This window comes from Winogradskyella pelagia, assembly GCF_017581965.1.
Classification (GTDB): Bacteria; Bacteroidota; Bacteroidia; order Flavobacteriales; family Flavobacteriaceae; genus Winogradskyella; species Winogradskyella pelagia.
In genome coordinates, this window is record NZ_JAGEVF010000006.1 from 206,273 (window position 1) to 219,845 (window position 13,573).

Genomic DNA, 13,573 nt, shown 5'->3' on the forward strand with positions numbered 1-13,573 from the left:
AACAATTTACACTCAATTTATACGGCATGTTGCTGCAAATATTTAGAAGGTCTTACTCCATATTTTTTAAGGAAGCAATGCGAAAAATAACTTGGACTACTAAATCCAATTTTATCTGCAATCTTTGAAATACTGCCATCTCGAAGGTAAAGCAATTCTAAAGCTTTGTGTAATTTATAGTCTTTTATAACCTTATTTGGTGTTTTCCCTACCAATTTTATTAAGACTGTGTGTAATTGTGAATAACTTAAACCAAAAGCATTCCCCAATGTACGTACTGTAACATCTGGGTTGGCCCAATGATTACTTAAATACGCACTAAGCTTAATTAAGAACTCTTCTTCTTTGGGATTTAAAACTCTTATAAGGGTTTTATCAATTTCTGCATGGAGGTTTTTGCTTTCATATAAATCGCGCACTGCTTCTACAATCACCACCTGGTCCTTCGTCATTTCACACAGTCTTGCGGCAGTTGTAAAGCTTGAAGTCTCTGCTTTATTTGAAACGGTCAAAGCCATTTGTAAGCGACGACTAAAGGACTTGTGCTTTGGTGTTACATATTTAAATTTGTGCCTTACTTCTAATGCGCACTGAATAGCGTCATTTACCGAATTAAAACTAACCCAATAGTTATTGTTATCTGTTTTCTTAAGAATTCCATTATTCTTCTTGAGGGTTTTGTGAACGCTCGAATGAAATTTCTGAGTAAAAATAGTATACTGCACCGATTCAACCCTAGACAGGAAATCACTAAGTTCAATAACCATTAAAATCATGATGCGTTATTTTGTATTAAATTACGCATTTTCTGTAAAATAGGCTAGTATGACGAGAGTGCAGATTTTAAACCTCTCGGCGTAAGACTTCTAAAGGAGAACTGCTTAGAACTGATCGAATATTGCTCAATCCAATAACCAAAACCAATAGCGTAATTCCTGGAACAAAAACTACAAACGGAATAGCTGAAGGCACAAAAGGTTCTTGAAACAAAAAAAGACCTAATCCAAAACTACTAAATAAGGCCAATAAAACACCCATGATACTTCCTAAGAGACCCAGAAAAAGATATTCTAAAATCGTAATCTTTAAAATCTGTTTATTTGTGGCGCCTATAGTCCGCAAAAGGACACTTTCCTTAATGCGCTGATATTTGCTCGTTCTAACTGAAGCTATAAGAACAAAAAGCCCTGTAATAATGCTAAAAATAGCCATGAAGTTAATGACCCAAGATACTTTATCCAATATATCCTCAACAATTGTAAATACCTGCCTTAAATCTATAATTGTAGCTCCGGGTAGTGCTGCGACTAAATCGCGTTGAAAATCAGCTGAGACTTTCTCATTTGCTGCTGCTGTAGTAAATACATTAAACTGAGGAGCATCTTCTAAAACACCTCTTGGAAAAACTATATTAAAATTAAGTTGCACACGTCCCCAATCAACCTTGCGAATACTAGCGACAGTAGTCTCCATTAATACACCTTGAACATTAAAAATTACAGTATCTCCTAATTCTAAACGTGCATCTGAGGCAAAACCATCTGAAATGGAAATTGGTATGGTAGTACCAGGATCTGCCTTTTCTACCCACTCCCCTTTTAATAACTCTTCTGAGTCTATCATATTGGCACGATATGTTGTTCTAAACTCATGATTGAGAATCCAGCGACGCACTTTTCTAGCAGTATCTTGTTTAATTTCATTAACCAATCTATCTTTTATCTTATGCAATCGCATGGTTACCAATGGAATATCGTCCATAATCGGTAACTGCCTATCATTCAATTGCTTTAAAACCTCATCGCGTTGATGACTCTGTATGTCAAGTATAATAAGATTAGCATTCTCAGCGGTTTGGCCAACTTCTGTTTTTGCCAATAAAATATCTTTAGTGAAGTAAAGGTTACCTATAAGAAAAGTACCTAAACCAATAGCTAATATCAAAACAACCGTTTGGTTATTTGGCCTATACAAATTGAGCAGGCCCTGCCTTGTTGTAAAACGCCACGATCTTGGAAAAAAGCGTCTTACCAGTTTCATAAAAAATCTTGCCGTAAGGGCCAAAATTAAGAAAGCTACCAAAGCTCCTCCCACAAAAGCCAACGCGTATTCTAAATCTCTTAATAACCAAAGGGAAAATAAAAACAGGAATACCAAAATAGCTGCAAATATTAAAGTCCTTACCGTTCTAGGTTGTTCGGCCTCTTCACTAACACGGAGTACTTTTAGTGGCGAAACATACCAAGTATTCAATAATGGTAATAAGGCAAACAATACCGACATAAGAAACCCAAGAAGGATACCGATTATAATAGGTGTCGGTGTAAGAGAAACTTGAAGCTCAAAAGGTAAAAAGGATTCTAAAATAAAAGGAAATAGGAGTTGAATACCAATACCAATTATAGACCCTATAAGGCCACCAAGAATACCAATTCCTGAAATTTGAATGAGATAAATAAGAAAACTCTGTTTTCTGCTTGCACCTAAACACTTAAGAACTGCAATAGCCTTGAGCTTTTCCTTAATATAAACATGTACAGAACTCGCTATTCCTATACACCCAAGTAACAAGGCTATAAATGCCGCTAGATTTAAAAACCTAACAACATTGTTAAAGCGACGACCTAAGCGACGGCTCGTGCTCGTATGTGTGTCTAAATCTGCGCTTTCTGCTTCAAGCATTGGTTCAATTCTATCTTCAAGAGCATTTAAATCTAAAATATCCGAGGCTTTATAGAAAAATTGATATTCTTTACGGCTTCCAAATTGAATCAATTCGGTAGCGTCAATAAATTGATATGGAATTACTACAGGTGGAGCAATTGAGGTTGAAACAGCTGTATTACCAGGAATTGACTTTAAAATCCCTACGATGGGTAAGGTAACTTTTCCAACTTTTATAGAATCGCCAAGATTAATACCAAATTGCAACATTAATGTGGCATCTACCAAAGCACCACCTTTAGATTGATAGTTACTTGAAGCTTCTATCGGTTTGGTATCCATAGAGCCATAAAAAGGAAAACCACCTTCTATACCCCGTACTTGGACCAATTTTGTACCATTATTTTTTGGAAAGGCTATCATCGATGCAAAATTGACTTCCTTGGCATCTGGCTGTAAAGAATCGATAATGGCTTGGGCGCGTTCAGTAGGATTTTGCCTTGTATCTATAATGTAATCGGCACCCATTAGGTTTTTAGATTGCAACTTAATATTGGCCTGCATAGTATCACTTAACAACTGGATTGCTACTACGGCAGCAATACCCAAGATAATTGAGGTCATAAAGAGCACTAAACGCACACTGCTGGCTTTGGCATCTCTCCACGCCATTTTAAACAACCAGGAAGCTTTTGCTTTAATAGGTGTTACTTTTTGCATTAGTTTATGGCTGTTGGTTCATTGGTCATAATCTGACCGCCTTTAAGACGCAATATTTGTTGTGTGCGGTTGGCTAAATCTAAATCGTGAGAAATAATTACCAATGTGGTCCCCGCCTCTTTATTTAAGTCAAATAATAACTTTATGACCTTCTCACCAGTCTCTTCATCTAAGTTACCTGTAGGCTCATCTGCAAATAATATCGAAGGAGTATTAGCGAAGGCTCTTGCCAAGGCCACACGTTGCTGTTCACCGCCAGATAATTGTGAAGGATAATGATGCATGCGGTCCACTAGCCCTACTTTTTCTAATAATTGCTTACTTTTAGAAATAGCATCAGGAGCACCTTGCAGTTCTAATGGTACGCTTACGTTTTCGAGAGCCGTAAGCGTTGGTAAAAGTTGAAAATTTTGAAAAATGAAGCCAACTTCTTTATTACGCAATTGAGCACGCTCATCTTCATTAAGACCCTTTAAATTATATCCGCACAACTCAACGCTACCAGAATTAGGGTCATCTAATCCGGCACAAAGTCCAAGTAAAGTTGTTTTTCCGCTACCTGAGGGACCTACAATTGAAAAGGTCTGACCTTTTTCAACCTCAAAAGAAATATCCTTAAGAACCGTTAGCTGTTTCTGGCCACTAGTATAAGACTTCTCCAAGCCACTTATCTTTAATATCTTTGTCATTATATAAACAATATGTTGTCTTCTTATGTTCGCACGTCAAAATACATATTTGCACTTAAACCTACCAATGTTAGGGAACCATAAACTCTTAAAGTTTTGTTATTTTATAGGAGCACTTATGGTGCTGAATTGCGGTGATGCAAAGAAGCCATCAGAAACAGAGGAAACGTCGTCAAAAGGAGAAGAAGATGCTAAAGAGGTTACTACACAAATCACTAAAACCATTCTTTGCTTTGGGGATAGTATAACTGCAGGCTACGGACTTGATGATTCTAGTGAAGCATACCCTGCTATTTTACAGCAAAAAATAGATTCCCTTGGTTTAAATTATACCGTTGTTAACTCTGGCCTAAGTGGAGAAACATCTGCTGGCGGAAGTAGCCGTATAGATTGGGTAATGCGCCAAAATATTGACATTTTTTTACTCGAACTTGGTGGTAATGACGGATTGCGTGGTATTCCACTAACTGAAACACAATCTAATTTACAGGATATTATCAATAAGGTTAAGGAAAAAAATGAAGCTACTAAAGTAATTCTTGCTGGTATGGAGCTGCCACCAAATATGGGTGAAGATTACACCACACAATTTCGCTCTGTTTTTTCTAATCTTGCCAATGAAAATGAGGTCTCGTTTATACCATTTATTCTTAAAGGTGTTGGCGGCATAAAAGAACTTAATCAATCAGACGGGATACACCCCACGGCAAAAGGCCACAAACTTGTGGCCAATACGGTATGGGAAGTTATTAAACCCATGCTTAAAGATTAAAAACAGCAGCGATTTATCGCAAGGAGTTCATATCAATAACAAAACGATATTTTACGTCACTTCTTAACATACGTTCATAAGCGGTATTGATATCTTGCATCTTTATGACTTCTACATCGGAGGTAATATTGTGTTTTCCACAAAAATCCAATAACTCTTGGGTTTCTGCGATACCGCCAATTAAAGAACCCGCTACAGATTTACGCCCCATAATCATAGGTACGGTTACAAGAGGTGGCTCTAAAACACCTAAAAATCCAAGAATAACCAAGATACCGTTAACATTTAATGTACTTATGTAGGGATTGAAATCGTGCTCATATGGTACTGTATCTAATATTAAATCAAATTGTCCCATGGCAGCTTCCATCTGGCTTTCGTCTGTTGAGATAACAATATCGTGAGCTCCTAAGGCTTTAGCGTCATCAATCTTATTGGGTGACCTAGAAAACAGCGTCACGTGAGCACCAAGGGCGTTAGCCAATTTTATGGCCATGTGACCCAAACCACCTAAGCCGACAACTGCAACTTTAGATCCTTTACCAACATTCCAATAACGCAGTGGTGACCATGTAGTTATCCCAGCACATAAAACAGGCGCTAATCCAGCCAAATCTAAATTCTCTGGCACACTTAAAACAAAAGCTTCATCTACAACAATGGATTGGGAATAGCCACCATGTGTATTAGTTTGTAAATGTTTGTCGAAACCTCCATAAGTGCCAACCCACTCCGGGCAATACTGCTCAAGGTCGTTTTTACAGTTATTACAGGTTCTACAAGAATCTACCAAACAACCTACGGCTACTATATCACCTATTTTATGTTTAGATACATTTGCGCCTACATTAGTTACTCGACCTACAATTTCGTGTCCAGGAACCACAGGATATTGTGTCATTCCCCAATCATTTTTAGCAAAATGTAAATCTGAGTGACATACGCCACAATAAAGAATTTCAATCTCAACGTCCTCTGGAAGTACCGTTCGACGCTCAATCTGTAATTGCTTTAAATCTGCTTCTGGAGAATCGGTGCCATAAGCATTAATCTGCTTGGTTTTCATTTAATTTGATTTTTACGGTGAATTCTAAAGATACAAAATCTAATGGGAACTCATCCCCTTTAGAATTCAACGATATACTAATTAAAGAACTTTAGCATTTTTACATATGCTACTATATTTTGTAAGCAATTCCTAAAAATATACGCGGCATTATCTGCGGTTGCTTTATGGCATCGTTGGCATCTTCATAGGTGAACTCCGTATTGTTATTTTGGTTGTCGTCTCGCGGATTAACATTGTCGTTATCTGGACTGTAAGACGTGTCGTGGCCTTTTAACGTATTATTGAAGAAATAATCCAACCCAATAGCTGTGGTTAATTTGAGACGTGAATTTATTTTAAAATGAGATTCTAATCCCAGTCCTAGTCCAAACTGCCTGGTAGTAACATCGAAGTCCTCATTACCTCCAACATATTTAAAATTAGCCCTAAAACTAGAATATCTTGGGCCAAAGACAATATAGGTTTCTTCCAGATTTAAAATAGTTGAATGCCATAAGAAATCTAAACGATAATCGAAATTCCGCCCCTTTTCTTCTGGAACACCATTAGTGGCGTTATTTATAAAAATACGTCTTGCATCGGCTGAGTTTCCCGGGTCTAAACTTGTATATCCAAAACCAAAACGAAAGTTGATATCCAAACTTTCTAAAGGTTTTACTGCAGTTATACTAGCATTGATTCCAAAACCCCTGTTGTAACCCGTAGCCAGTCCTAACTCAAAATTAGAGTCGGATGTTGCTGAACTTGATTGTGAAAATGATGATAAACTTAAAGCGAAAATAAACGCGACTAAAGTAGGCTTAGTAGTCCTCATACAAAGAAATTTAAATTAGATTTAAAACAAATGAGGGACTATGTATTTAAAATACATATACTACATACGAAGTAAAAGATAACTTTAGATGTTTACAAAACGGAAATAATTGTTGAAATTAGAAAAAGACCTTTATTTAATGAATTCCTCTACAATCGTTTTCAAGAATAACAGAAATATGGTCTATCTCTTTGGCACCTTCAGGAATTTCACTTAAATCAAGACCTACGTAATCATTAGCGGATTTCCAATTTTCTATGGTTTTACTAAAGAAATCTGAAGCTGCTTCATCAGTTTCATAAACGAAGAGTTCGTAAGTTTCGCCCTTATCACCGCCAAACCTAGTCACTACCTGCCACTCACCATTAAGTTTAAAAGAGGTATTAGTATAATCTGATTGAGGATAAAATTTATTGTCCGAAGGCTTTAAAAGTACCCAAATGTCCTTGTTGTGAGCTTCAGGGTAAACACCCATAGTTAGAATTCTACATTTTACGGCATCACCTTCTGTAGGAGAAAGTACTTGAACTTTTTCAATGGGATAGTTCACCTTTAACTTATTTCCAGTATCAAAAGTTTCTATTTGAGGTACGGGCTGTACGTTTCCGTAGGTATAACCACCATAAATGAGTAAAACTGCACCTAAAAGTCCTACAGCAACACGTAAAGTTGAGTTTTTAGAATATAGCAATCCAAATAAAATACATAAAGCTCCTAAAATGATGGTAATTAAAATTCCTGAGGACATGACAAAAAAATTTAAATGTTACTTAAGCACTTACTACAAGTAGTGACTTCTAAAGTAAAACTTTTGGGGCACTTTATCAAATCTTATTGTGAGTTTTGATAATGGAATTAAACTCGATATTAAAAATAAAAAACCCTCATCCATTCTTACTGGATGAGGGCTAATCACTAACTTAAACACTAAAATTAAATTATTGAGTCGCTGATTCGTCTTGCTTTAAGATTATATCGCGTTGCGCAACTAAAATACCGTCTATTAGTTTTGGTTCTAGAATGCGTTTGATATCCCCTTTTTTAATTAAACGTTTACGACAGTATTTTGAGATTAAAGGATCGTTATCAAAAAGAAACGTCTCAATTTCGTATGGCTCTTTGGTAGGTTCTTTAATAACAGGAAAGATTTGCTTATACTGTTGATGTATTCTATCATTTCCAGGTACAAATGTGTAAAGGGTATAACGCCCTTCAGCATCTGTTTTTACCCAAGTTCTGTGATACACATAACGTTTATCATTTACTTTGCGTAAGTCAAAATTACCGTGCTCATCAGGTTGTTCAACAAAAAGAATAACATCACTTGCTGGTGTTTTTCCGTCTGACTTATAAATAGTACCTGTTATCTTAAGTTTTTCATTTTTAGAATTGTAATCTGGCACACTATCCGTACTGTTCAAGACCTTAGTTCCATAATCGTAAAGTGGACTGCGGTCTTCTTCAGTATCTGAATTATTTTGACCATTTACAATAGACATGGTGCTGTAAAAGCACACTAACATTAGAAGTTTCAATAGTTTTTTCATGGGGCGTAAACTAATTTGAATTCCAAAGTTGGAAGTTTACTTTCATCAAAACCAATAAATCTCATTAACAGTCTGTTTTGTTCGATAATTGACAACGACATGCAAAAACTACCGATAAATGGAGAAAATCAATTTTGCATGAGATATGTTTTTTATTTTCTAAAAACTTAAGTAAAAACCTTAAAATCGAGTCATTTTTTGATAAAAATCTCGTGATTTTCGCTATTGTATTTTATCGATAAAATGTGTCTTTAATCCACCATTTACGCAGTTTGTCTATGAAATATGCATTTAAAGTGTTAAATATTTTTTTAAAAAATACTTGTTTTTCTTCATATTTTGTATAGATTTGCTTCACCAGATGAATTAAAAAAACTCATAATGAAACCCAAAACTACCCTACTTTGTTCCATTTTCATTGTAATGATGAGCTTTAGTTATGCCCAAAAAAAGGGCTCCTCTCAAAGCATTATAAGTGGAAAAGTTAATATTTCGAAGTACCATAGTAGAGAGGAACTAGACAAGTTCCAAAAAGGACAACTTCTAGACCTCTATATTGAACGAATAGAAGTTATTGTAAACATTCTACCCAATATTGCTTTTGCAACTAAACCAGGAGTAACCATGGCTTCTTTGGGTATCCCTGAAACAAAGGATAATAGAAGAGCTTTACGTGAAAATATTGATGCGTCAGAAACTTATTTTGACAAAGCAATTGAATTTCAAAAAACTATTTTACCCTATTCTGATACAACCGACCTAATTGCAGCTATTTTATTTTATGAGGAAACTCTAAAATCCTTGCACACCTACGACGATTTTAATAGAGAGTAATTGTTTATTATTTTAGTTAGTGAAGCCTCGGAAAATTCCGAGGCTTTTGTTTTTTTACACCTCTGCTGGGTAAAAAATTATGCGATATTTAAGGCGCTATTTCTATTAATCAGCTGATATCTACAGTATTTTGTAAGAAATTTAACCTTTATATTTAAAATACATGTATTTCATCGATATATTTTGTATTTCATAGGTTTTCTTTATATGTTTGAATCGTGTTGAATCTATGCCCTAAGATTTAATCAAATTGAATTAACCTACTATGAAAACATTATTGAAAATCGCAGTATTTTTCATTTGTGCATCCACAACGCTGTCTGCACAACAAGAAAAAGGAATTATTGGCTATAACAATTGGTTAAACAATTGGACAGACTTTAGGCCAAGCCAAAAAACTTATGGTGAACCTACTCAAATTTTAAGTGGTACCATAACGGAAGACACCAAACTCACAAAGAATGATGTTTATCTTTTATTAGGGGATGTCTTTGTTTCTAATAATGCCAACCTAATTATAGAGGCTGGTACTGTTATACTTGGTGACTTTAAGACCAAAGGCTCCTTAACTATTAGTAAAGGATCTAAACTTATTGCTGAGGGTACTCAGACAGACCCAATTATCTTTACCTCTAGTCGTGGCGTTAAAAAGGCAGGCGATTGGGGCGGTCTATTTATTCTAGGTGATGCACCTACTAACATGTTTGGTAACGCAGCTTCACTTGAGTTTGGATTAAGGCCAGCTTCATTTGACGACATTAGTTATGGCGGCTCTAATAAAGACAGCAACTCGGGTGTTATTCGTTTTGTTAGAATTGAGTTTGCCGGTAAAAAAACCAAAGACTTTGGCAATTATAACGGGTTAACTCTTGCAGGCATAGGCCATGAGACAGTTATTGAAAATGTTATGGTAAGCTATTGTGAAGGAAATTCATTTTCTATACTTGGTGGACAGCCATTCCTTATGAAAATGGTATCCTTTAGAGCAAATCAAAATGATTATGTATTCAACTATGGTGCACAGACAGAAATATTAAACTCTTTGGCCATTCGTTCACCATATGTATCGAGTCCATATGGCTCAAGATGCATGGTCATTCAATCTTATGACGATAAAGAAACATCTAATTCTACTAAAGAAGAAACTGTTGTTAATGCTGAAAATCTAACATTAATTAATGTTTCTGATAATTTAACTTCAGATATTGAAGTTGGACTTGTAAAAGAAGCCATCTTCGTGGATGAAAATACCGCTTTTGCTATTGATAAAAGTGTTATATCAGGGTTTTATCCAGCAGTATATATAGATGAAGATATCAGAATCAACAACGAAAGTCTAGAAAAAATTCAATTTACTAGAACTTATTTTAACAATTGTAAAGGAAACATTTTTGTCAAAGGATTTTCTAACAATGACGATTTAGAAAATTGGTACGGCAGCCGTGTATTCAACAACGTCTATTCAAGAGGGCCAGACAGCGAAACTTTTATTGAGGCTCATAGCTCAAAACGACCAGATTATAGATTGCGAATCAACAAAATCATAGCCTCGAATGATATTGATGATGATGACGATGATTAAATTCATAATTATTAATCCAAGAACCAACTAAATGAAGTGCCTCATAAAACATAGCGTATTGATTAGATAATTACAATCCCAACTTCATGCTCCCAAATACAACCGCAAAACAACTCCTCCTTTGGATTAGTATATTGATGCTGACACTTCAACTCAGTGCACAGGTTGTTATCGGTACACCCAATTTAGGATTTAGCCAAGCTTGTGCCAATGCGAGTTTTAATGACTACAGTGCGAGTTTTATTTTTTCCCCAGAAAATGCCCTTGCACCATCTAATCAATTTACGGTCGAAATGTCAGATGCTTCGGGCGATTTCTCACAAGCAACAGTAGTATTTACCTCTAATCCAGGCGCTATTACCATTTCTCCAGCTACTGTCTCGTTTAGCATTCCTGAGACTGCAGCTGGTGAGAATTACCGTATTAGGATAAAGAGCAGTGCGCCAATTGCAACCAGCGCACCTTCAGCACCTTTTGCTTCGTATTATAAAAGTCAAGATGCCCCATTTACAATCAATAATCTAGTTGAGACTGCCGCTTTCTGTTCTGGAGGAAGTTATCTGTTAACTATAGACAATCCAGGCACCGGATCAAATGACTCTCCGTTAAACTACCCTGCTCTTACCTTTAATTGGTTTAGAGAAACAGGACCAACAACATCTGAATTCATTACACAAGGTGAAAGTCTTGAAGTAAATAGTGTGGGAACCTATTTTGTAGAAACCAATTATGGTACGTGTACTTCAAATTCTTTCTCTAATCGAGTAACCGTGACTGAAGTTACAAATGGCCAGGCGACTGCAGCCATTGTTTCTAGTTTAGGAAATCCATATTGCCCAGAGCAAGGGCTTACCACATTGAGCACTCTAGGCGGCAATTCTTATCAGTGGTTTAAGGATGGTGCAATCATACCGGGAGCTACAAATCAAATGTATCAAACCAATGAATCTGGCACATTTTCAGTACAAGTAGATTTGGGAGCCTGTTCTGCTTCTGGTTCTATAAATCTCGAAAGTTTATTATTTGATAGCTCTATCAATGTAGATGACGTTAATACAATTGAAGAAGGTGAAAGTCTAACAGTAACCATTACTCATTTAGCAAACCAACCAATTTTCGAGTGGTATTTAAACGACAACCTCATTGCAGATGCTACTTCAAACTCCTATGAGGTTTCAGAGGTTGGTGATTACACAGTGGTCATCACAGAGACACAAGGCTGTGAGGGCTCATTATCCTATGATTTTATTGTAGAAGAAGCTTTAGACCCTTTTCCCGCTGTAGCTCAAATTCCAAATATAGTCAGTCCTAACGGTGACAATATCAATGACACCTGGATTATCCCGCAGCAATTTGTTAGCGGTACTAATACGGAAATAAACATATATAATAATCGTGGAACGTTGGTTTTTAAATCTAATAACTATCAAAACGATTGGCCACAAACCGACTTAGGCCTTAACAGTATTAATCAGGTATACTATTACATCATAACAACAACAGATAATAAAACAGAAAAAGGTTCAATAACCATAATTAGATAAATTGAAAGTTCAAATCGTCATATTAATTTTAGGCCTTTGCATTATGCAGGCTGTCAGCTCACAAGAAGCAGATGGTGTCATGGCTTTGAACTTGCCTTTGAGAAATTCATTAACTTTTAATAGATATCTCATTAACCCAACATTTAGTTTTGTGAGAGAGCAAACTAAATTTATTAGTATAACTAACAAAAGAGAATGGGTACAATTTAACGATGCTCCCCAAACTTATATCGCTAATTATGGTGGGCGATTTAAAGAAAATATTGGTGCTGGCCTCAGTCTTTTTCAGCAGAACAATGGCGTGCTTACTACTTTTGGAGGCGTACTAAACTTCTCCTATAACGCGCAGCTGAGCAGAAGTACCAATCTTACATTTGGCTTAAATATAGGTGCCTACCAAAGTGGAATAAACACATCTAACGTTGTGGTTAATATAGAAGATCCCGCTTTACAGAATGTTCCCCAGAACTTCTTGTTAACAGTAAATCCAGGAATAAATTATGGTACTGAGTTTTTAGATTTTGGATTATCGGTTCAGAACCTTGCCTTGTACAATTTTGAATCCTCAGAATTATTACAAGATAATCCTCAGCAAGGCATTCAGGCTCATGCAATGTATACAGGTTATATGCAGAGTCGTGGCTTCTTTGATAACAGTAAGTTTACGGGTTTACTGCGCTCGGAATTTTATAAAGACGAAACCATTATTTCTGGTAATGCAATGGTTACTGTGCCAATTGGTTTATGGGCCCAAATTGGGTATAATACCGTTTTTGGAGTTTCAGGAGGAGCTGGCCTTAATATTACAGAAAATATAGCTGTCGAATATAATTTTGAATTGGCTACTGGAGATATAAGCGGTTTTGGTCCCTCACATGAAATTACTTTAGCATATCGTTTTACTCCAAATCGTAGACTCGATTACAGCAATGATGATGAAGTTGCTGGATTGCTCTCTAGTGGTAAGAGAAAACGAACAATAAGAAAACCAAGGCAAAATAGTAGAACCTCATCAGACACCAAACGATTGGCTGAGAACAAAGCTCAAACACGCGCCAAAGCTGAAGCTGCAATAATAGCAGCAGAAAAGACTAATCAAGAAGCCGAAGCTAAAGCACGGGCCGAAGCACAACGTTTAGCTGAAGAAAAAGCGAAGCAAGAAGCCGAAGCTAAGGCTCAGGCGGAAGCACAACGTTTAGCTGAACAAAAAGCGAAGCAAGAAGCCGAAGCTAAAGCTCAGGCAGAAGCGCAACGTTTAGCTGAACAAAAAGCGAAGCAAGAAGCCGAAGCTAAAGCTCAGGCGGAAGCGCAACGTTTAGCTGAACAAAAAGCGAAGCA

At 36.4% G+C, this 13,573-nt stretch carries 12 protein-coding genes; 5 read left to right on the forward strand and 7 right to left on the reverse strand.

Annotation, left to right across the window (positions count from 1 at the left end):
* Positions 1–17: 17 nt before the first annotated feature.
* The 3 genes from J4050_RS09485 to J4050_RS09495 all read right to left on the reverse strand — a co-directional run bounded on the left by J4050_RS09485 (position 18) and on the right by J4050_RS09495 (position 4,073).
* The gene (locus J4050_RS09485; protein ID WP_208154337.1) at positions 18–776 is read right to left on the reverse strand and encodes a helix-turn-helix domain-containing protein; all 759 of its coding nucleotides are present in this window, start codon (positions 774–776) and stop codon (positions 18–20) included.
* Positions 777–843: 67 nt separating this feature from the next.
* On the reverse strand, positions 844–3,336 hold the full coding sequence (locus J4050_RS09490; RefSeq protein WP_208154357.1) for an ABC transporter permease: 2,493 nt from the start codon (positions 3,334–3,336) through the stop codon (positions 844–846).
* 47 nt (positions 3,337–3,383) lie between these two features.
* Positions 3,384–4,073: an ABC transporter ATP-binding protein gene (locus J4050_RS09495; protein WP_208154338.1), complete on the reverse strand. Its 690-nt coding sequence runs from the start codon at positions 4,071–4,073 to the stop codon at positions 3,384–3,386.
* Positions 4,074–4,140: 67 nt separating this feature from the next.
* Between J4050_RS09495 and J4050_RS09500 the strand changes: the two genes are divergently transcribed.
* The gene (locus J4050_RS09500; RefSeq protein WP_243878602.1) at positions 4,141–4,845 is read left to right on the forward strand and encodes an arylesterase; all 705 of its coding nucleotides are present in this window, start codon (positions 4,141–4,143) and stop codon (positions 4,843–4,845) included.
* Between the two features lie 13 nt (positions 4,846–4,858).
* On the opposite strand, the gene J4050_RS09505 is transcribed toward J4050_RS09500, so the two are convergent.
* From J4050_RS09505 to J4050_RS09520, 4 genes are all read right to left on the reverse strand, one after another.
* On the reverse strand, positions 4,859–5,911 hold the full coding sequence (locus tag J4050_RS09505; protein WP_208154340.1) for an NAD(P)-dependent alcohol dehydrogenase: 1,053 nt from the start codon (positions 5,909–5,911) through the stop codon (positions 4,859–4,861).
* A 112-nt stretch (positions 5,912–6,023) separates the two neighbouring features.
* Complete coding sequence (locus J4050_RS09510; RefSeq protein ID WP_208154341.1) at positions 6,024–6,728, reverse strand: hypothetical protein; 705 nt, start codon at positions 6,726–6,728, stop codon at positions 6,024–6,026.
* A gap of 136 nt (positions 6,729–6,864) precedes the next feature.
* On the reverse strand, positions 6,865–7,476 hold the full coding sequence (locus J4050_RS09515; RefSeq protein WP_208154342.1) for a hypothetical protein: 612 nt from the start codon (positions 7,474–7,476) through the stop codon (positions 6,865–6,867).
* A 190-nt stretch (positions 7,477–7,666) separates the two neighbouring features.
* Positions 7,667–8,275 (reverse strand): peptidase associated/transthyretin-like domain-containing protein, encoded by a 609-nt coding sequence (locus J4050_RS09520; protein WP_208154343.1) that lies wholly within the window; start codon positions 8,273–8,275, stop codon positions 7,667–7,669.
* 381 nt (positions 8,276–8,656) lie between these two features.
* Between J4050_RS09520 and J4050_RS09525 the strand changes: the two genes are divergently transcribed.
* From J4050_RS09525 to J4050_RS09540, 4 genes are all read left to right on the forward strand, one after another.
* Positions 8,657–9,109, forward strand: coding sequence for a hypothetical protein (locus J4050_RS09525; RefSeq protein ID WP_208154344.1), 453 nt, complete (start codon positions 8,657–8,659; stop codon positions 9,107–9,109).
* 265 nt (positions 9,110–9,374) lie between these two features.
* Positions 9,375–10,691: a beta-helix domain-containing protein gene (locus J4050_RS09530; RefSeq protein WP_208154345.1), complete on the forward strand. Its 1,317-nt coding sequence runs from the start codon at positions 9,375–9,377 to the stop codon at positions 10,689–10,691.
* Positions 10,692–10,777: 86 nt separating this feature from the next.
* A complete protein-coding gene (locus tag J4050_RS09535; RefSeq protein WP_208154346.1) occupies positions 10,778–12,235 on the forward strand; it encodes a T9SS type B sorting domain-containing protein in 1,458 nt (485 codons plus the stop codon).
* A 43-nt stretch (positions 12,236–12,278) separates the two neighbouring features.
* The coding region (locus J4050_RS09540) for a PorP/SprF family type IX secretion system membrane protein (protein WP_208154347.1) at positions 12,279–13,573 on the forward strand (1,295 nt) is incomplete at its 3' end.